This window comes from uncultured Cocleimonas sp., assembly GCF_947495625.1.
Taxonomy (GTDB): domain Bacteria; phylum Pseudomonadota; class Gammaproteobacteria; order Thiotrichales; family Thiotrichaceae; genus Cocleimonas.
In genome coordinates, this window is record NZ_CANLZW010000001.1 from 60,711 (window position 1) to 79,570 (window position 18,860).

General features: G+C 41.6%; 18 protein-coding genes. 7 read left to right on the forward strand and 11 right to left on the reverse strand.

The genetic code is table 11. From position 1 onward, the window contains the following. Positions 1 to 38 precede the first annotated feature (38 nt). The 5 genes from Q1A31_RS00280 to Q1A31_RS00300 all read right to left on the reverse strand — a co-directional run bounded on the left by Q1A31_RS00280 (position 39) and on the right by Q1A31_RS00300 (position 4,729). A complete protein-coding gene (locus Q1A31_RS00280; protein ID WP_299870777.1) occupies positions 39 to 800 on the reverse strand; it encodes a ferredoxin--NADP reductase in 762 nt (253 codons plus the stop codon). A gap of 88 nt (positions 801 to 888) precedes the next feature. Next, positions 889 to 1,155 (reverse strand): oxidative damage protection protein, encoded by a 267-nt coding sequence (locus tag Q1A31_RS00285; protein ID WP_299870778.1) that lies wholly within the window; start codon positions 1,153 to 1,155, stop codon positions 889 to 891. Between the two features lie 39 nt (positions 1,156 to 1,194). Then, entirely contained in the window at positions 1,195 to 2,295 is a 1,101-nt protein-coding gene (gene mutY / locus Q1A31_RS00290; RefSeq protein WP_299870781.1) for an A/G-specific adenine glycosylase, read from the reverse strand. A gap of 27 nt (positions 2,296 to 2,322) precedes the next feature. Continuing rightward, positions 2,323 to 2,802 carry a GNAT family N-acetyltransferase gene (locus Q1A31_RS00295; RefSeq protein ID WP_299870782.1) on the reverse strand — a complete coding sequence of 160 codons (480 nt, stop codon included), beginning with the start codon at positions 2,800 to 2,802 and terminating at the stop codon, positions 2,323 to 2,325. Positions 2,803 to 2,971: 169 nt separating this feature from the next. Then, complete coding sequence (locus Q1A31_RS00300; protein ID WP_299870784.1) at positions 2,972 to 4,729, reverse strand: ABC transporter ATP-binding protein; 1,758 nt, start codon at positions 4,727 to 4,729, stop codon at positions 2,972 to 2,974. A 110-nt stretch (positions 4,730 to 4,839) separates the two neighbouring features. Between Q1A31_RS00300 and Q1A31_RS00305 the strand changes: the two genes are divergently transcribed. The 3 genes from Q1A31_RS00305 (at position 4,840) to Q1A31_RS00315 (ending at position 8,880) form a co-directional block, all read left to right on the forward strand. Then, a complete protein-coding gene (locus tag Q1A31_RS00305) occupies positions 4,840 to 5,877 on the forward strand; it encodes a DUF2333 family protein (RefSeq protein ID WP_299870786.1) in 1,038 nt (345 codons plus the stop codon). Between the two features lie 319 nt (positions 5,878 to 6,196). After that, complete coding sequence (locus Q1A31_RS00310; protein ID WP_366942941.1) at positions 6,197 to 7,834, forward strand: iron ABC transporter permease; 1,638 nt, start codon at positions 6,197 to 6,199, stop codon at positions 7,832 to 7,834. Further along, entirely contained in the window at positions 7,831 to 8,880 is a 1,050-nt protein-coding gene (locus Q1A31_RS00315; protein WP_299870788.1) for an ABC transporter ATP-binding protein, read from the forward strand. Before Q1A31_RS00310 ends, Q1A31_RS00315 begins: the two co-directional genes overlap by 4 nt. An 84-nt stretch (positions 8,881 to 8,964) precedes the next feature. On the opposite strand, the gene Q1A31_RS00320 is transcribed toward Q1A31_RS00315, so the two are convergent. Both Q1A31_RS00320 and Q1A31_RS00325 read right to left on the reverse strand, forming a co-directional pair. Beyond that, entirely contained in the window at positions 8,965 to 9,423 is a 459-nt protein-coding gene (locus tag Q1A31_RS00320) for an NfeD family protein (protein WP_299870790.1), read from the reverse strand. Further along, positions 9,423 to 10,340 carry an SPFH domain-containing protein gene (locus Q1A31_RS00325; RefSeq protein WP_299870792.1) on the reverse strand — a complete coding sequence of 306 codons (918 nt, stop codon included), beginning with the start codon at positions 10,338 to 10,340 and terminating at the stop codon, positions 9,423 to 9,425. The genes Q1A31_RS00320 and Q1A31_RS00325 overlap by 1 nt, the downstream gene beginning before the upstream one ends. A 158-nt stretch (positions 10,341 to 10,498) precedes the next feature. On the opposite strand from Q1A31_RS00325, the gene Q1A31_RS00330 reads away from it, so the two are divergent. The 4 genes from Q1A31_RS00330 to Q1A31_RS00345 all read left to right on the forward strand — a co-directional run bounded on the left by Q1A31_RS00330 (position 10,499) and on the right by Q1A31_RS00345 (position 14,041). Next, positions 10,499 to 11,407 carry an SDR family oxidoreductase gene (locus tag Q1A31_RS00330; protein ID WP_299870794.1) on the forward strand — a complete coding sequence of 303 codons (909 nt, stop codon included), beginning with the start codon at positions 10,499 to 10,501 and terminating at the stop codon, positions 11,405 to 11,407. Positions 11,408 to 11,570: 163 nt separating this feature from the next. After that, complete coding sequence (locus tag Q1A31_RS00335; RefSeq protein ID WP_131904803.1) at positions 11,571 to 11,990, forward strand: rubrerythrin family protein; 420 nt, start codon at positions 11,571 to 11,573, stop codon at positions 11,988 to 11,990. Positions 11,991 to 12,088: 98 nt separating this feature from the next. Beyond that, positions 12,089 to 13,432, forward strand: a complete 1,344-nt coding sequence (locus Q1A31_RS00340) for a heterodisulfide reductase-related iron-sulfur binding cluster (RefSeq protein ID WP_299870798.1) — start codon at positions 12,089 to 12,091, stop codon at positions 13,430 to 13,432. Between the two features lie 21 nt (positions 13,433 to 13,453). Beyond that, entirely contained in the window at positions 13,454 to 14,041 is a 588-nt protein-coding gene (locus tag Q1A31_RS00345) for a DUF3501 family protein (RefSeq protein WP_299870800.1), read from the forward strand. Positions 14,042 to 14,237: 196 nt separating this feature from the next. On the opposite strand, the gene Q1A31_RS00350 is transcribed toward Q1A31_RS00345, so the two are convergent. The 4 genes from Q1A31_RS00350 to Q1A31_RS00365 form a co-directional block, all read right to left on the reverse strand. After that, entirely contained in the window at positions 14,238 to 15,491 is a 1,254-nt protein-coding gene (locus Q1A31_RS00350) for an FAD-dependent oxidoreductase (protein WP_299870802.1), read from the reverse strand. Continuing rightward, positions 15,491 to 16,549 (reverse strand): hypothetical protein, encoded by a 1,059-nt coding sequence (locus Q1A31_RS00355; RefSeq protein ID WP_299870804.1) that lies wholly within the window; start codon positions 16,547 to 16,549, stop codon positions 15,491 to 15,493. Before Q1A31_RS00355 ends, Q1A31_RS00350 begins: the two co-directional genes overlap by 1 nt. A 220-nt stretch (positions 16,550 to 16,769) precedes the next feature. Next, positions 16,770 to 18,029, reverse strand: a complete 1,260-nt coding sequence (locus Q1A31_RS00360; RefSeq protein ID WP_299870805.1) for a DUF5666 domain-containing protein — start codon at positions 18,027 to 18,029, stop codon at positions 16,770 to 16,772. Then, the gene (locus Q1A31_RS00365; RefSeq protein WP_299870807.1) at positions 18,022 to 18,843 is read right to left on the reverse strand and encodes a DUF6502 family protein; all 822 of its coding nucleotides are present in this window, start codon (positions 18,841 to 18,843) and stop codon (positions 18,022 to 18,024) included. The genes Q1A31_RS00360 and Q1A31_RS00365 overlap by 8 nt, the downstream gene beginning before the upstream one ends. Positions 18,844 to 18,860 lie beyond the last annotated feature (17 nt).

Sequence of the window (18,860 nt, forward strand, 5' to 3'; positions counted from 1 at the left end):
AGATAAAGACGAAACGAGAAAGTCAGCTAAAAACTAACTTAGAAGTACTGCTCTGAAGAAACATGCCCGGGTTTGTGATTAAGGTGTCTATTCATGCCACGCTCTAACAACACCGCTTTGGTATCGTTGAGTAAACCACTATTTCCACACAACATCACATGCGAGTTTTCTTTATTAATTTCCAAACCCGCTTTCGCTTCCAGTTCACCGTTCTCAATTAAAGCAGGAATACGTCCTTTGAGTGATCCTTCATGATCTTCACGACTGACAATAGAAATAAACTGAAATTGATCGGGGTGTTCTGCCGCAAACTGCTCAATGAGTTCTGAGTAATTCAATTCGCTAGCGTAAGGAACCGCGTGCACCAAGGTGATTTTTTCAAATCGCTCCCAGACTTCATCGGTTTTAAGCATCGACAAATAGGGACCGACGCCTGTTCCTGTAGAAAGCATCCACAGGTGTTTGCAATCCGGGATTTGTGACAACACGAAAAAGCCCACGCAAGGTTGCGCAATTTCCAGCGTATCACCCGGTTTTAAAGCCGCTAAACCGTTAGACACTTTGCCATCTGCCACAGTGTTAAAATAGACCTCGGCATATTTTTCATCAGGCGTATTGATTAATGAGTAAGGGTTAGCGAACTTTTCTAATTCCCCTTCATCGTTTTCTGCTTCGATTTGCAAGCGCGCAAACTGACCCGGTTTAAAAGGCAATAGTTCAGCGTCGAAGATCAGGGCAAAGTGCCTATCTGTCAATTTGCGGTTTTCAATAACCGATGCTGGAATCCAGTTTGCTGCCATTAGTGTCCTTAATTATTTAAAGTCACCCTCCTACTTACAGCCGGTTTTTTACAAAAAAAGCTTAAAAGCAGGGGGGTGTCTTTATTATTTATTCTGGTACGAAATTATCTACTGACGATGGACCTTCACCAAGTAAGAATTTCTCCATTTCTTCTTCAAGAAATTTACGATCCTTCGGGTTAATTGGTGATAAACGATACTCATTGAGTAACATTGTTTGATGGTTTACCCATCCCTGCCATGCTTCTTTTGAGATATTGTCAAAAATCTTTTGTCCTAACTCACCTGGGTAAGTCAGCATGTCTAAACCTTCTGCTTCTTTGCCTAGCTTGATGCAATTAACCATTCTTGCCATGTTTCTGTCCTTTAATTTCTAATAACTAATTTTTAATAACTAAACTGTTGAATTTTTTTGTGTCGTTTTTAATGTAACTACTTCTGTAATTAATGTGTTTAACAATGTGCTTACAGGTGCTGCAAGACCACCGTTGAATTCTGTGTTGACGTTATACCAGAGGTTATCTGTTTTCTCCATCACACTCATTTTAATGGGGGCTTTCAATTGAATTATCAAGGGTTGAATGTGCAGCTTAAAGTGACTGAAAGTATGGCTAAGAATATCGAGCTTTTGTACTTTTTGATCCCATTGACCCAAGAATTCTTCTGTCCAGTTTTCCGCGTCTTGTTCTGTTTCAAATTGAGGAAAACACCATAATCCTCCCCAAATTCCTGTTGGTGGACGTTTCTGCATAAACACATCACCCGCTTCATCTTTAACAATGAGCATTATCGTATTTTTCTCAGGGATAGCTTTCTTCGGCTTTTTCGCCGGTAATTCTGCTTGTCGATTGTCGGCATAAGCAATGCAATCGCTTTTCATCGGGCAATCATCACAACGTGGTTTACTGCGGGTACACAGCGTTGCACCCAAGTCCATAATGGCCTGAGTGTAATCAGCGTTGCGCGTTTTGGGCGTGGTTTGTTCGGCAAGCGTCCACAATTCTTTTAACACCGCAGACTTTCCTGCCCAGCCTTCCACCGCAAAAACACGACTTAGCACTCGTTTAACATTTCCATCCAAAATCGGTTCTGGCAGATTACTGGCAATCGATAAAATAGCTGCGCCAGTTGAACGCCCAATGCCTTTTAAACGTTGGATGCTTTCAATATCGTTAGGGAATTCGCCGTTAAACTCATCTCGTACCATTTTTGCTGCCGCATGCATATTTCTCGCACGCGCGTAATAACCTAAGCCTGACCAGTGTTTTAAAACTTCATCTTGCTCTGCGTCTGCCAGAGATTTAACCGTTGGAAATGACTCCATAAATCGTTGAAAGTATGGAATAACTGTTTTCACTTGCGTTTGCTGCAACATAATCTCAGACACCCAGACTCGATAAGGGTTGATATCCTGTTGCCACGGTAAATCTTTACGACCGTGATCATCAAACCAGTGCAGTAATTTATCTGCGAACGATAACTTGTTTTTACTCATATATTATTGTAGAGATTGGCTAAGCAGTTATGTGGATGGGTCGAATTGATAACGGAAAAATTCAACGCTTGGGTCAGCATCATCAAAATAAGGGGCGCAATGTTTGAAGCCATAGTGTTGATAAAGATGCTTGGCTGATTCCATTATCGGTAAGGTTTCTAATACCACGGTCTCATAACCCATTGCTTTTGCGCTATTCATCGCCGCATTAAACACAATTTTTCCTATACCTTTTTTACGGTGCGATTCCCGCACGAACAAACGTTTAAACTCCGCTTCTGTTTCTGCTTTATCGATTCTTGGTCTTATCGCAGCGCAGGCTACTGGTTCGTCATCATCGAACACCAAATAAATCGCTCCCTTTGGGGCGGCATAGCGACCGGGCAAACTCGCTAATTCTTCCTCGAACCCCTGAAAACAGATATCCACATTTAACCAGGCCTGATATTCACGAAAGAAATCACGGACTATCTCCATATCTTCAGATTGTGCTTCAACTATTTTCATTTGGTCACCTCCCTACTTTGAATGAGTTCTCGTTTTGTTTTTTAAAACGTTAGCACGAATTTATGCCAAAGCTTAGTGATAGCTCGACTAAAAGGAGACTCTATAACTTAGCGTGTATGAGGCATATTTTAACAAAACGCTTAGAGGTAAAATTTGACCTCTATAAACCTTAATTCTGTTTTAGAAACTCACCACTTTGATGCTTCCACATGGTTGCATATTTACCGCCTTTATCAAGTAATTCCTGATGCGTCCCCTGTTCGATAATTTTGCCGCTATCGAGCACTAGAATTCGGTCCATTCGTAAAATAGTAGATAAACGATGTGCAATCACTATCGCGGTTTTCTCTTCAATCAGTTCAAATATGGCTGATTGAATTTGTTTTTCTGTAATCGAATCTAACGCACTTGTTGCTTCATCCAATACCACGATAGGCGCATCTTCCAGAAAAGCGCGGGCCAATGCGATTCGCTGCTTTTCACCACCTGAAAGTTTCACCCCACGCTCTCCCACCATCGTTTCAAACTGTTCTGGCAGGCTTTGAATAAACTCTAAACACCCTGAGTTTTTAGCCGCTTTGATCAACGCCTCTTCACTGACTTCTTCACCCAGTAAAATATTTTCTCGCACGGTTCGGTGAAACAACTCGGGTTGTTGTGGCACTAATGAAATCTGATTGCGTAGCGATGACAGAGTAAAGTCTTTGGCATCCTGTCCATCGAATAAAATCTTGCCTTGTTGCGGTTCAAAAAAGCGAAACAGCAATTTAGTCAGTGATGTTTTGCCTGAACCGGAATGTCCTACTAAGGCTATTTTCTCGCCGGGTTTTATATCCAGCGAAAAGTCTTCGAACAATCCATCCTGACTTTTATCACTGCTTGAATAAGCAAAATTAATGTTTTTGATTTGAATGCCACCGTTACTGATCTTCAAATCTTTGGCGGTGGAAGAATCTCGCTCGAAATCATCATTTTTAAAGACATCCGCCATTTCTGCGGCATCGGCCAAGGCGGTGAAAAAGTTACGGAAATTTCGTCCGAATTCCCAGAGACGCTGCACCAAAATCAACAGAATCGATTGGAATAAAACGAATTCGCCGACATTGAATAGGCCCAGCTCCCACTTACCAATCATTTTGTACACCAGTACCAGCTCGATGCCCATGGTCAAAAAGCCTTGAACCGCAAATGAAACAAACATCAATATCCAGGCAATCTTGGTTTTTTGATAAACCACATCGGCTTTTTCATCGATGTTGTTTTGTTCGCTTTTTTCTAGGGCGAAGCTTTTAACGATAAAGATATTACTGATTGCATCAGAATAGGCACCCCCCAACTTTGAGTCACTTTCTGCAACGGCTTTATCGTATTTCAATTTCCAGATGGAAAAACCCACGCTCCAGATAATGAATCCAATCACCCATACCAGAAAATAGTAAGCAAACTCAGGGTAGTGTTGATAGAAAATAATAAAAGCGATCGAGATGCTTAATACATTTTGTACAAACTGGAAAATAAACCAGTCCACAATCACTTCATAAGAGCGTGAAAAACGCCCTGCCTGTTTGATTAAACTACCCGAGAAATTATTTTCGAAATACAGAAATTTCTGACGTTTCAATACCTTGAAGCAGCGCTTGTTCAACAGACGCATACCACCTCCATCAACAGGCACGATACCGATTTCAAGCACACGCCAGGATAGCCAGATACCGGCATAGAACAACACAATCATCCAGAAATTCTGCAGCATCATCGCACTGGTTTCTGCACTAAAAGGCTCGGCAAAGCCATTCGCTATATTTTTATAAAAAACAGGCACATAGATCCCTAGAAAAGTCGCAGAGATAATGCCGATCATCACCAGTAAAAATGCCCATCTCACTTGCAATGCTACATTGATATATTCTTTAAAGATGGTTTTCATAAGAGGTATTTATTAGATTTCACCAGAACTTCGCACAGTGTACTTGATAAGTCACGCCTAAAGCCGCATATTTGAATCATCTCACACTAATTTAATCTTGGAGTTTTCACATGGGTGCAGTTGGAAAAGTATTTTCATTATACAAACCCTCAACCTGGAAAGAAAAAGGCCTTAAATGGACAATAGGAATGTTTATTGTCACCTTGCTCATTCTGTCACTTTTACTGATGTTTTACTGGAGCCGCGAACCCGCACGCTTTGATGTAAATACCAATGCACAAACCTATGCCGATGAAATGGGTGCTGAAATGGTAACCGGTTTTACCACTACCGCAACATTATCACGGTTAATGAAAACCCTACTCGACAAGCCCGGGGGATTCATTGAAAACGACCGCATGCCTCCCGGTGTATTTATGGACAATATGCCTAATTGGGAATTTGGTGTGCTGGTGCAAGCCCGTGATCTGGCATTGGCATTACGAAATGATTTAAGTCGTTCACAATCGCAGTCGCAGGAAGATGATGACTTGATCAATACCGCAACTAAATTTCATACAGACACCAATCTATGGATTTTACCGCCCGCTGAAAGCCAATACAGAGACGGCATCAAAACACTGGATAAGTATCTTGCAAGATTATCTAGTACAGGAAAAAACAACGCACAATTCTACGCACGTGCTGATAATTTAGGCGACTGGGTAGACTTGGTAAAAAAACGCTTAGGTTCATTAGCGCAAGAACTGAGTTCAAGTGTGGGTAGAGAGCAATTAGATACGTCACTGGCTGGCGATAAAAACGCCAAACAATCGACGCCTAACGCAGAATCTAACTATGTTAAAACGGGCTGGTTTAAAATTGATGATGTGTTTTATGAAGCTCGCGGTCAGACCTATGCACTAATTCACATTATGCGAGCGATTGAAGTCGATTTTAACGACGTGTTAAAAGACAAAAATGCGCTGATCAGTTTGCGTCAAATTATTCGTGAATTGGAAGGCACTCAACAAGCTATCTGGAGTCCGGTGATTCTTAACGGTAAAGGTTTTGGCTTTGTGACCAACCATTCATTGGTAATGGCGTCCTATATTTCAAGAGCTAATGCAGCTTTGATTGATCTTGAAAGGTTATTGAAGCAAGGTTAACACCTTAAACCTTTTTTAAACTGATCACGCATTCGTAGCAGTGTCAGTTTTTTAAAGACTGGCTTCAAATCCTTCAAAAAGGGTATCGAGTACTTTCTGTGCTTGATACCCTTCAAAATAGAATAATCAACGTTACGATAAAAACCCTCTTAAAGTAGGGGGGTGACCTTTAATCTCTTTTCCCGGTTATTCACTCGTTTTAATTACGGTTTAATTGCGAATAATTCTCATTTAATTTAAACTCTCGCCACTCTTAATACTTAACGCTGTAATGAATAATCAGTCCACAAATCAAACATCTTCCAAAGTAGGATTTCGCTTGCCAAAGCTGGATCGTTGGAATGTTTCAATTGTGACGATTGCGTTATTAATGGCGCTACCCGTTCTGGTTGTTGCAAGCTTTTTATTGCAGCCTTTCAATGAAAACTGGACGCATTTATACGACTACTTATTAAAGGATTACATCACTAATTCTTTAATTCTCATGGTGGGTGTATCTGCTGGCGTATTAAGTATCGGCATCACCACTGCCTGGTTAACCAGCATGTGTGAATTCCCCGGTCGGCGCTTTTTCTCTTGGGCTTTATTATTACCGCTGGCAATTCCCGCTTACATTATTGCTTATACCTATACCGGTATGTTGGATTTTGCTGGACCACTACAAACATTCATACGCGAAACCTTTGGCTGGGGCCCCAAGGATTACTGGTTTCCTGAGGTACGTTCGATTGGTGGCGCAATAATGATGCTATCGCTAGTGCTTTATCCTTATGTTTATATGATGGCACGTGCAGCGTTTTTGGATCAATCTATCGCTGTGCTTGAAGCGAGCCGTACTTTGGGCAATACACCGCTGCAAGGTTTTTACCGCGTTGCTTTACCCCTTGCACGCCCTGCGATTGTCACAGGTTTATCATTAGCGTTAATGGAAACATTAGCCGATTACGGAACCGTTCAATATTTCGGCATTTCCACTTTCACTACAGGAATTTTCCGTACCTGGTTCGGCGTGGGTGATGGTGCAACTGCGGCGCAATTAGCAGCTTTATTGCTCGGCTTTGTGTTTGCTTTGTTAATGCTTGAAAAATGGTCACGCAAGCGCGCTAAATTTCATCATTCAACCAATAAATATTCAACGATCAAGCGCTATCAAATGAAAGGCTGGATGGCAGTATTAGTTGTATTTGCCTGCTTCATGCCGTTGTTGCTTGGCTTTATTATTCCTGCCTTGCAGTTATTCGTGTGGACATTCACCACCGCAGAAGAAGTGATCGACGCATCCTTTTTTGTTCTGGTGGGTAATAGTTTAATGCTTGCGGCTTTGGCAGCATTGATTGCCGTTAGCATTGCCTTGTTATTGGGTTACGGCAAGCGATTACGCAAAACCAAAGTCATTAACACCAGTGTTAATGTCGCTTCAATGGGGTACGCCATTCCGGGTACCGTTATCGCTGTTGGCGTAATGGTACCATTTGCCTGGCTGGATAATAGTATTGATGCATGGATGCGAGAGCACTTTGATATCTCCACCGGCTTAATATTCTCAGGCACCCTGTTTGCGCTGCTATTTGCCTACACCGTGCGCTTTTTAGCAGTTTCTATTCAAGCAATCGACTCTGGTCTGGGTAAAATAAAACCAACGATGGATGACGCAGGTCGCTCTCTGGGTTTATCGCCCTTTGGCGTGTTACGTCGGATTCACATGCCGATTATGCGTGGCACCGTGCTAACCGCGTTGCTTTTAGTATTCGTTGATGTGTTAAAAGAATTACCCGCTACATTGATTATGCGCCCCTTTAATTTTAATACCTTAGCGGTTCGTGCTTATGAAATGGCAGCTGATGAACGCTTACCTGATGCCGGAGCACCTGCCTTAATGATTGTTTTAGTTGGTATCATCCCAGTGATATTATTGAGTAAGGCGATTAGCCATTCCCGTGCTGGAAGACATAAATGAAAATACTCCACGTAGATAACGTTTCCATTGCTTATGACCAAAACGAGGTTGTCACACAAGCAAGTTTCGAATTAGATAAAGGCGAAATTGGCTGTTTACTTGGACCTAGTGGTTGTGGCAAAACCACTTTGTTACGCGCGATAGCTGGTTTTGAACCGATTACACACGGCAGCATAAAACTAGTCGATACAACCGTTAGCAATGTCGGTTTCACCATGCCACCAGAAAAAAGAAATATCGGCATGGTGTTTCAGGATTTTGCGCTATTTCCACACCTTACTATTGCTGAAAATATTGGCTTTGGCATACGCCACTTGAGTAAAAAAGATAAATCAGAACGCATAAAACAATTACTAGAACTGATTAATCTACAAGACTATGGCGCACGCTACCCGCATGAATTATCAGGCGGTCAACAGCAACGTATTGCACTCGCTCGAGGCTTAGCGCCAAAACCAGATTTACTATTACTGGACGAACCATTCTCCAGCATGGACGCCGAACTGCGTGAAGAATTAGCCAGAGAAGTCCGCAGTATTCTGAAACACGAGAACATCACTGCTGTGTTAGTTACACATGATCAAAATGAAGCATTCGCCATGGCAGATAGCATCGGTGTAATCAATCAGGGCAAGTTACTGCAATGGGGAAGTGGCTATGAGTTATACCATGAGCCAGAATCGATATTTGTTGCAGACTTCATCGGCTCCGGGGTATTTATCGACGGCGAAGTAATGGACGACAATGTCATAAAAACATCACTCGCACCATTAGAAGGAATCGTTCCTAAAATGTGTAAGCCAGGGTGTAAGGTGAAAGTCTTAGTCCGCCCTGATGACATCATCCATGACGACTGTAGCCCGCGCAAAGCAAAGATTGTCTCTCGCGTATTCAGAGGTGCAAATAACCTTTTCACGCTGGAAATGGAAGATGGAACACAGCTGCTATCGCTGGTGCATTCACATCATAATCACGAAGTGGGTGAGGAGCTTGGAATCACCATGGAATTTGAACATTTGGTGGTGTTTCCTGATAAAGACGCATAAATAGTTTATTGAGTCACCCCCCTACTTATAGGCACATTTTTTCAAAAAGTGCCTATAAGTAGGGGGGTGACTCAAGGAATAAAGTTAAACTGGCTCAACCAAAAGAACCGCACCTTTAACGCCAATAACCTTAACCGAAGAACCTGCTTTACTATCAGGCCCTTGTGCTTTCCAGGTTGATTCGCCGACTTTTATACGTCCGCTTCCATTGACTATATCTTTTTCAACTTCGTATACATTCCCTGTAAGTTCGTGTTCAAGTTGACTCAAGGTTGGGTCATCGGTATTCGCTGATTTGCGGCTGAAAAATGTACGTCCCACTAAAATGGATGCAATGCTCGCAACAGAAAATAGAATAAACTGTATTTGCCAGCTCATTTCTGGCAATGCCAATAGTGCTAAACCAGTAACACCGGCTGCGGCGCCCATCCACATAAAAAATGCGGCAGGGGAAAACACTTCGAGTATCACTAGTACAATGGCAAAAACCAACCAATGCCAGAACTGTAAATTATCAAAAAGCCCGTTTGTAAGCCCTTCCATTATTTATCTACCTTATTGCCAAATGCTTCTTTGGTAATTTCTGCAATACCAGAGATAGAGCCCATTAAGCTCGCTGCTTCCATTGGTAACATAATGATTTTAGAATTATCAGCTGAGGCAATATCTCTTAAAGCTTCAGTATACTTTTGCGCGACAAAATAGTTAATGGCTTGTACATCACCTTTGGCAATTGCTTGTGAGACCATGGCAGTTGCTTTCGCTTCAGCCTCAGCTAAGCGCTCTCGTGCTTCAGCTTCTCTAAAAGCCGCTTCTTTTTCACCCTCTGCGGCTAATATTGCTGATTGTTTTATACCTTCTGCATTAAGTATTTGCGCTGCACGTGTGCCTTCTGCTTCCAGTATCAACGCGCGTTTTTCACGTTCTGCTTTCATTTGACGACCCATGGATTCAACAAGGTCAGCAGGTGGGTTGATATCTTTGATCTCAATACGAGTAACTTTAATCCCCCACGTCGCAGCTGCTTCATCGACAACCACTAATAATCTAGAGTTTATCTCGTCACGCTTGGAGAGTAATTCATCCAGGTCCATCGAACCCATCACGCTTCGAATATTAGTCATGGTGATATTAAGAACCGCACGGTACATATCGTTTACACGATAGGCTGATTTTGCTGCATCCATTACCTTGAAAAACACCACACCATCTGCGGTTACCATGGCGTTATCTTTGGTGATTACTTCTTGCTGAGGAACATCAGTTACTTGCTCCATCATGTTCACTTTGGCTCCAATGCCGTCAATGAATGGAATCAGAAATTGAATACCCGGCTTTAGTGTTCTGGTATAGCGACCAAAACGTTCTACGGTGTATTCCATGCCTTGTGGAACACGTTTGACGCCCATCATTATGACTATTATTGCGAATACAACTATGGCAATGGGTAACAATTCCATGAATATCTCCTAGTAATTCTTATAGTTATTTGAGTAATTAAAATTGATTATATTTTAATCAATGATGGGGGCAAAACGCTTGTTTTTCAAGTAGATTCCGATTGGCCGCAGACAAAATGAATATTGTATAAGCGGTCATTAAGCGCTAGTCTTTTTCCATGACTTCTGAAAATGCTTCACACTCCCCAAATATTCATCTTAAAAATTGCTGGATTGTTGGTTGTGGTGATATCGGTAAACGTGTTGCCGCGTTATTGGCTTCCGAAGATCAACTGGAAACGCAAAGTATAAAAGCGATAGTTTCTTCCACTGAATCTGTTGAACAATGCCAAACACTTAATATTGATGCCCATGCCGTTGATCTCGACAGTTCTTATTCATTGGATGGTTTTGATTTTGAAGAAGCTGCTGTCTATTACTTTGCCCCTCCTACACCTAGAGGTTGTGAAGATCAGCGATTAAAGCAATTTCTTCAACAACTAGGCAGTGCTAAACCTCGGCGTATTGTTTTGATAAGTACCACAGGTGTTTATGGCGATAGTGCAGGCGAATGGATTGACGAAAACTCAGCAGTAAACCCTAAAGCAGAGAGAGCAATAAGACGCTTATCCGCTGAACAAATATTGCAGGTTTGGTCTGATAAAACAGACTCCGAATTCATGATTTTAAGAGTACCCGGAATTTATGCCAAAGAAAGATTACCACTTGAACGCCTTAAAAAAGGCTTACCGGTGATTAATGCGGATGATGCGGGTTACACAAACCGTATTCATGCTGATGACCTTGCGCAAGCGTGTGTTGCGGCCATGGAATGTAAACTTAGCAATGAAATAATCAATGTCACCGATGGCAACCCTAGCACCATGACGGATTATTTTAATAACGTAGCTGATTTTGCGGGTTTACCGCGCCCGCCACAAATCAGTCTGGAAGCAGCGGAGAAAACCTTAAGCGCAGGGATGATTTCGTATATGAAAGAGTCTCGTCGGATAAAAAATGACAAAATGCTTGAATCATTAAAAATTAAAATGCGCTATCCGGATTTGAAAACTACCTTACAACGCTAGGTATAGCTAAGTTTTTCTGATCTTCGCTTTCATGAATCAAATCATTCTAATTATTCAATTAGACCTATCTAGGTATACTTCCTATATTATAAAGGTCAGTTGCGTCTGCGACTTTCATAAAAATCTTACCAAAATAATTTTATAACAACCAAGGAGAAAAATTATGTCTCTTAAAGGAACCAAGACTGAGCAAAACCTAAAAGATGCTTTTGCAGGTGAATCTCAGGCAAACCGTCGTTACTTATACTTTGCAGCAAAAGCTGACGTTGAAGGTTACAACGATGTAGCTACTGTTTTCCGTTCAACTGCTGAAGGTGAAACAGGACATGCTCACGGTCATCTTGAGTATTTAGAAGAAACGGGCGATCCAGCAACAGGCCTTCCATTTGGTCCTACTGCTGACAACCTAAGAACAGCGGTTGCTGGTGAAACTCATGAGTACACAGATATGTACCCGGGAATGACTAAGCAAGCTCGTGAAGAAGGCTTTGACGAAATCGCTGATTGGTTTGAAACTCTGGGCAAAGCGGAGCGCTCACACGCCAACCGTTTCCAGAAAGCGCTAGACAATCTAGACGACTAATCTTCATTTAATTTTGAAGATTCCTCCCTCTCTTATTCCTTAAGAGAGGGAACACATATAAAGTATAAAGTTGGATTAAGAAACGGAATTTAATCACTATGGCAGCACGTGAAGGCAATTTAGAAGCACCCACACGACATCCCTTAGACTGGAAAAATCCAGATTTTTACAACGAAGATTCGCTCAATGAAGAACTTGAGCGGGTTTATGATATCTGCCATGGCTGTCGCCGTTGTGTCAGCCTATGCGATGCATTTCCCACTTTATTTGATTTGGTCGATGAATCTGACACCTTTGAAGTCGATGGTGTCGATAAGAAAGATTTCGTAAAAGTCGTCGATCAATGTTACCTGTGCGACCTTTGTTATATGACAAAGTGCCCTTACACACCACCGCACGAGTGGAATGTCGACTTCCCTCACCTGATGCTCAGGGCAAAAGCTATTAAGCATAAGAAAGGTGATTTTAAAACTCGCGACAAGATTTTATCGGCTACCGATAAGGTCGGAAACCTAGCTGGAATTCCGGTTGTTTCAACTATCGTTAACGCTGCGAATGAAAATGGCTTGGCCAGAAAAGCGCTACAGAAAGTGCTAGGTATTCACCCTGATGCTACTGTTCCTAAATATCACAGTAAAACCGGCAGAAAGTTACTTGCATCAACAGTAGAAGAAAGCAAAAGCACGCACGCAGATGTTAAACAAGCGGGCCGAACTACAGGCAAAGTAGCCATCTTCGCGACCTGTTATGGCAATCGCAATGAACCACATCTATTAGAAGATTTGGGCAAAGTACTACGCCACAATGAGATCGCAGTTTCCTTAGTCGATAAAGAAGTGTGCTGTGGCATGCCGAAGCTAGAGCTAGGCGACTTAAAATCTGTAGAACACGCTAAAAACATCAACATCCCTGAGATGGTGAAAAAGATTGATGCAGGCTGGGACATTATCGCTCCCGTACCTTCTTGTGTTTTGATGTTCAAACAAGAATTACCGTTAATGTTCCCTGATGATGCGGATGTACAGAAAGTAAAAGAGCACATCTTTGATCCTTTCGAATACTTGATGTTGCGTCACAAAGAAGAGCTGCTAAATATAGACTTCAAGAAATCACTAGGCAAAATTGCATATCATGCAGCCTGTCACTTACGTGTACAAAACATGGGTTTAAAAACCAGAGACCTTTTACAGCTGGTTCAAGATACTACGATAGAAACGATTGAGCGTTGCTCTGGTCATGACGGTACATACGCGGTCAAAGAAGAATTTCATGAGAAATCGATGAAAATCTGTCGCCCGGTTATTTCTAAAGTCCAAAAGTCGGAATCAGACTTTTACAGTAGTGACTGTCCTATGGCAGGACATCAGATAGCGAATGGCATGAAGGATGATTCAGAGCCACAGCACCCACTAACCTTATTACGTATGGCTTACGGGCTATAAATCAGATTGACGGATAAAAAAATGACACAACAACTCACCAGAGATGACTTACTTTCTTTAGAACAGTATCACGAACAGCGACCAGAAATTCGCGCTGCAACCATGCTTCACAAAAAGAGCCGCAATCTACCTGTTGGACCAAATGTTACGCTGTATTTCGAAGATGCAACTACCTTAAAATATCAAATTCAGGAAATTCTACGTGCCGAAAAAGTATTTGATGCAGCAGGTATTAACGAAGAATTGGAAGTCTATAACGCAATGTTGCCAACAGGTACAAACTGGAAAGCGACGATGATGATTGAATATGTGGATGTTGAAGAAAGAGTAAAAGCATTATCTCAACTCATCGGTATTGACCGAAAAACCTGGGTACAAGTTGAAGGATTCGACAAAGTATTCGCGATTAGCAATGAAGACTTAGAGCGCGAAACCGAAGACAAGACCTCTGCGGTGCACTTCATGCGCTTTGAATTAACCCCAGAGATGATTGCTGCGGTTAAAGATGGCGCAGCAATTAATGTCGGTATAGATCACGAAAACTACACGCATGCGATAACGCCAGTTCCTGAGAATTATCGTCAGGCTATGGCAAATGACCTAGCTTAAAGTCACCCCCCCTACTTTGAATGAAATTACGTTTTTGTTTTTTTAAAACGTAAATAGAATTTATGCAGAGCTAGACACTTTTTTATTACTTTCTAAAAGAATAAAAAAACGCCCCTTAACTATTAAGCAAAGGGGCGCTCATGCTTCCTGCAACGTCTAATTTAAAAGCATAATAAAACTACGCTATTAGTTACTCTTAAGAAAAAGTATCTCCAAATAAACTCTTCGACCAAACAAACATTTCTTCATAGTTGTTTTTAGTAGCCGTAGATGCAGACCCACCAGACCCTGCGACTTTCTGAATACTGTCTGTAGCAGAATCATAACCATATACTGCAGTTAACCATGTTGCCGTATCAGCCGAAACAGGACTATAACAAGCCGAATTGGTCATCGGTGCTGCATATGGCAAGCCTCCATTTAACAAACGAATCACCGCATCGGCACATACCTTTGCTTCAGAATTAGCAATGTGTCCAGCTTTTGGCTGGCCTGTTCCCTGTGAATCTCCAATGACATGGATATTATTCACCATGGTTGACTCATAGCTTAAAGGGTTAACACCAGCCCAGCGATCCGCTACAGTAATGAGACCTGCAGATTTTATAATTTCTCCTGCAGACTGCTCTGGAATGATATTTAGAACATCAGCCTTGATGTCTGACATTGATTCGGTTGAAACAACTAACTGATCAGAATCTACACCAGTGATTACCACCTCTTTATGGTATTCAACAATCCCTGCATAAGTAGTATCAAATGCATGTCCGAATATTTCTTTTTCAACAAGAATATCCGCATTAGCATCTAGTACGATAACCTTTGATCCCGGCTTATTGCTTTTCAAATAATCTGCAATAACACAGGCTCTTTCATAAGGCCCAGGAGGACAGCGGTAAGGAGCGGCAGGAATACTCATAACGAATGTTCCACCAGCCGGCATTGCTTCGAGTTGCTGCTGCAACATCGTAACTTGCTCGCCTGATTGCCATGCATGGGGTACCTTATCCAGATCATGCCCTTCTACAGGATTGAAAGTGATACCTGGGGCTAGAATCAGACGATCATACTCAAGCACCGCACCAGAACTAAGCGAAACCTTTTGAGTAACACCGTCAACACCACTAACCCAGTCAGTAATAACTTCCACACCGTATTTTTGTGCCAGGGCGTCATAGCTAAAAGTGATTTGATCCATCGACAACTGCCCATTAAGAACCAGATTGCTCATTATTGGCGATTGGTATTTTGCTTTAGGCTCGATCAACGTTACGTTTAAATCTGGAGACCAGTGCTTTAGATATTTAGCTGCCGTAGCACCACCAAATCCACCACCTACCACAATCACTCTTGGGCCAGTTGTTGCTGCCTTTAAAATAGTAGGAAAAGATGCTAACGCTGTAGCACCACCCAGTGCCTTAAGGAAATTTCTACGTGATGAAGTATTCATTATTCACCTCCACTTTTGCTTGAAAGATTATTGAAATAGTCGTCCATGAGACGGATTTGCTCATCGGAATAACCATTCGCTTGAAGGTGCATAAGCTCTCGCTTGCTCTCTCTTTTCATCTCATCAAGATCGCCGTAAATTTCTTCACCAATCAAGTCTTCAAAACCTTTGTTTGGATTAGCGTCAGTTCGATGACATTGAGCACATTGTGCGGCCAATAATCTACCCGCTGATGGTGTAGTTACTGCAATAGGTGGGTTTTCCGTTTGATTATTCTCTTCGTCTTCCTGATCTTCCTGATCTTCCTGATCTTCCTGATCTTCCTGATCTTCTACTTCATCCTCAACGCCATCGTTGTCATCATCAACATCATCGTCGTCTTTGATGCCATCTCTATCGTCATCATCGTCATGATCACTGTCGTCATCGTCTTTAATACCGTCTCCGTCATCATCTTCGTCATCGTGATTATTGATTTTGTCGCCATCATCATCTTCGTACAGGTCAATGATTTCATCATCATCCTTATCAAGCGGATCAACATCTTTTTCAATGACTTTCATTGTGCTTGACGACACAGCGTCCAGATTTACTTCCGTAGGTACATCCTCAACACCATCTTCATTAACATCTGAGTTCATCGCATCTCTTGATAGCGCTAAATCCACATGCGCTAGATTGATATCACCACTAGCACTAAACGCAATACTGGCAATACCATCACTGCTGACAAATTTAATTGGGGTGATTACTTTGTTTGTTGGGTCGTCTTCATTCGTAGTCATTACAAGTCGACATGACAAGTCTTTCGGTATTTTCAGTTCGAATGGATGCTTCGTCGTTGCATTATTTTGTGAATTTACGGCATGGTAGGACCCGTCTTCGCAGAATGCTTCTATTAATGTACCCGGAACAGTTCCGGTTAAATTAACACTTGGTTTACTAGTAGATGAGGTAGGACTGCTATCGCTTGATGTAGCTCCTCCTCCGCCTCCCCCACAAGCAGCTAGCACAGCCGCTGTTGAGACCATTAATGAAATGGTATATCGTTTTTTCATGGTATACTCCACTTGCTAAGTTGCTTACCTGCAAAAACTGCGGTAAGTAGTTTATCGACCCGGAGTTGCAGCTCCGGGTCACCCTCTTCAATCAGCACTTCTGCTGAATAAAAAAATAGTTTTTCCTTGTTTTAAAATTATTAAATCAGCTACTGTTTTTTATTATTTATTACTGCCCTTCTTCGTCTTCACTCTCATCTTCTTCGTCGTCTTCTAGGTCTTATTCGTCAACTCCTTCTTCGATTTGTTCTTCTGCTTCACTCTCTTTGCGTTCGAACTTACTGGCTAGAATTTCGCCACTTGTGATTTGTACACCAACAACTTTTACTTTGTCGTTGAGTGCAAGATCAGCGAGGGTTAATGGCGAAACATTTAAGTCGCTTTCGTCGCGCATTATGGTTTCAGAGTCGATAACCACAGTTTTTCCTGACACTATTACTTTATTAGTACCCAGGTCGACATTCTCGATAAAGCCTTCGTACTCATCCAGCTCATCTTCATTTTCTTCAAACTCAATTGATTCAGCGACAATGACTCCTGCACTGTTCGTTTTTCCTTCTAGTTCTATAAAAGCGCCTAGAGTTAGGTCATTGATATCCCCATCCGAATATTCTGTATTCGTATCTGTAGTCACCGTTAAACCATTAACATCGAAATCAGTGGCCGAATTAAATCGCGTAATCTGACCTTCAATTTTGGCTTCTGTACCTTCATCAAATTCATAAGTTTCATCTTCTAACTCAACTTTGTCTGCAATCAAAACATTGCCAACAATCAGCGAGTCACTTTCAACTTCTACAAACAAACCATCCCTAAGTTCAACTGAACCAAAATCTTCAAGCTTGGCTCCAGAATAATCAATGATGAGATCGTTTATAGCGAAGGTCATAGTGCTAGCATCTAGATTTGAAACAGTTCCCTTCAACTCATATTCCGAGGTTCCCGGAATAAAATCAGTTGTTTTAAGTTTGATGCTGGTTGCCTGAATATCTCCGTTGGCATCTTTAAATCCAGATACTTCAATAATATTCCCTACTATCAACGTAGAGAGATCAGTAAAACCTATTAAGACAGTAAGCGAGTTTGTGATGACTTTTTGTCCTAATACTTCCAGACTCAATCCATCTGAAGTAACTACTGTTACTGAACCTTCAATTTCATTGGTAAAAGCAACTTCTTCAGCAATACCACTAAGCCCAGAGTTGTCAATCTTGCCTTTTATGACGACAAACTCTCCGACACTATATTCTTCCTGACCGGTTGCTGGTATACCGTCACGTATAAAGCTAGCACTATCCACATCAAAACGTACACCATCGACAATGATGCTTCCAAAATTACTGATTCTACCCATTGTTATGCCAGTGCCGCTGATACCACCATCGGCGACGGTCGTGCCTCCACCTCCGCAGCCATGAAACAAAATAGACGCCGATAGGAAAATAATACTTAGAAAAGCTCTCTGATATTTTTTAATCATTTTTGACCTCTTGACCCTCGCATGGGTCCTCAAAATAGTACACACCAACGCCAACTTTCATGGGATTATCACTTTTTATTGTTGTTTGAGTATCCATGTCATGCTGGGCCAGCCAGGCATTAAGTTTAAGGAGTAATAACTGGTTTTCTTTATTAGCTAGCACCTTAAAATCTTCAAGTAACTCCGCAGGAATCTTGTCGTAACTGACCTTACGTTGATATCTTGGTTCAGAATCTGATGAAATAATATTGTGTTTGATAGTGGAAATTAGTAATGAAACATCTTCACCCAAAACATCGTATTTAGCATTTTCATCATTCGATGGAATGTACGCTTCACGTATCAGAGCCACTTTATTTTTATCAATAATTTCAACTGCTTCGGTTCTAATTAACTCTTTAATAAGGGCTTTATAAGGCATATCACCGCTATGATGATTTACCAGTTGTTCAAAGCTATTCTGTTTTCCTTGAATATCCAGAATTTTCGGTTGCCCCTTGGTATCACAAAAATCTGGATCAGTTGACCAACCAGAAATCACTCTTATAGCCCTGTTTTTCTGTTTACCCTCTTCCACTCTTGGTAACGCTTCTTTTCTCAAAGCTGCCACATCTTTGCGCGTTAGCCCGGTAATTATTGCAATACTGGAAGTACTTGCTTTTTCACCTGACGCTATTAGCTCTTTTTCGGTTTCTTTGATATATGCATGTTTTGCTATTCGCGAAAATTCAGCAAAGGACACGCCATTACGAAACATTAAACCAATGAGCGGTTTAATAATTGCGTAAATTGCTGTTGAGAGGTGTTTGTTCATTTTTTGGGATAATATTC

Excerpts from the sequence above, each read along its gene's own strand:
- Q1A31_RS00280 (WP_299870777.1), bottom strand. The coding sequence starts at position 800 with ATGGCAGCAAACTGGATTCCAGCATCGGTTATTGAAAACCGCAAATTG.
- Q1A31_RS00285 (WP_299870778.1), bottom strand. The coding sequence starts at position 1,155 with ATGGCAAGAATGGTTAATTGCATCAAGCTAGGCAAAGAAGCAGAAGGT.
- mutY (WP_299870781.1), bottom strand. The coding sequence starts at position 2,295 with ATGAGTAAAAACAAGTTATCGTTCGCAGATAAATTACTGCACTGGTTT.
- Q1A31_RS00295 (WP_299870782.1), bottom strand. The coding sequence starts at position 2,802 with ATGAAAATAGTTGAAGCACAATCTGAAGATATGGAGATAGTCCGTGAT.
- Q1A31_RS00300 (WP_299870784.1), bottom strand. The coding sequence starts at position 4,729 with ATGAAAACCATCTTTAAAGAATATATCAATGTAGCATTGCAAGTGAGA.
- Q1A31_RS00305 (WP_299870786.1), top strand. The coding sequence starts at position 4,840 with ATGGGTGCAGTTGGAAAAGTATTTTCATTATACAAACCCTCAACCTGG.
- Q1A31_RS00315 (WP_299870788.1), top strand. The coding sequence starts at position 7,831 with ATGAAAATACTCCACGTAGATAACGTTTCCATTGCTTATGACCAAAAC.
- Q1A31_RS00320 (WP_299870790.1), bottom strand. The coding sequence starts at position 9,423 with ATGGAAGGGCTTACAAACGGGCTTTTTGATAATTTACAGTTCTGGCAT.
- Q1A31_RS00325 (WP_299870792.1), bottom strand. The coding sequence starts at position 10,340 with ATGGAATTGTTACCCATTGCCATAGTTGTATTCGCAATAATAGTCATA.
- Q1A31_RS00330 (WP_299870794.1), top strand. The coding sequence starts at position 10,499 with ATGACTTCTGAAAATGCTTCACACTCCCCAAATATTCATCTTAAAAAT.
- Q1A31_RS00335 (WP_131904803.1), top strand. The coding sequence starts at position 11,571 with ATGTCTCTTAAAGGAACCAAGACTGAGCAAAACCTAAAAGATGCTTTT.
- Q1A31_RS00340 (WP_299870798.1), top strand. The coding sequence starts at position 12,089 with ATGGCAGCACGTGAAGGCAATTTAGAAGCACCCACACGACATCCCTTA.
- Q1A31_RS00345 (WP_299870800.1), top strand. The coding sequence starts at position 13,454 with ATGACACAACAACTCACCAGAGATGACTTACTTTCTTTAGAACAGTAT.
- Q1A31_RS00350 (WP_299870802.1), bottom strand. The coding sequence starts at position 15,491 with ATGAATACTTCATCACGTAGAAATTTCCTTAAGGCACTGGGTGGTGCT.
- Q1A31_RS00355 (WP_299870804.1), bottom strand. The coding sequence starts at position 16,549 with ATGAAAAAACGATATACCATTTCATTAATGGTCTCAACAGCGGCTGTG.
- Q1A31_RS00360 (WP_299870805.1), bottom strand. The coding sequence starts at position 18,029 with ATGATTAAAAAATATCAGAGAGCTTTTCTAAGTATTATTTTCCTATCG.
- Q1A31_RS00365 (WP_299870807.1), bottom strand. The coding sequence starts at position 18,843 with ATGAACAAACACCTCTCAACAGCAATTTACGCAATTATTAAACCGCTC.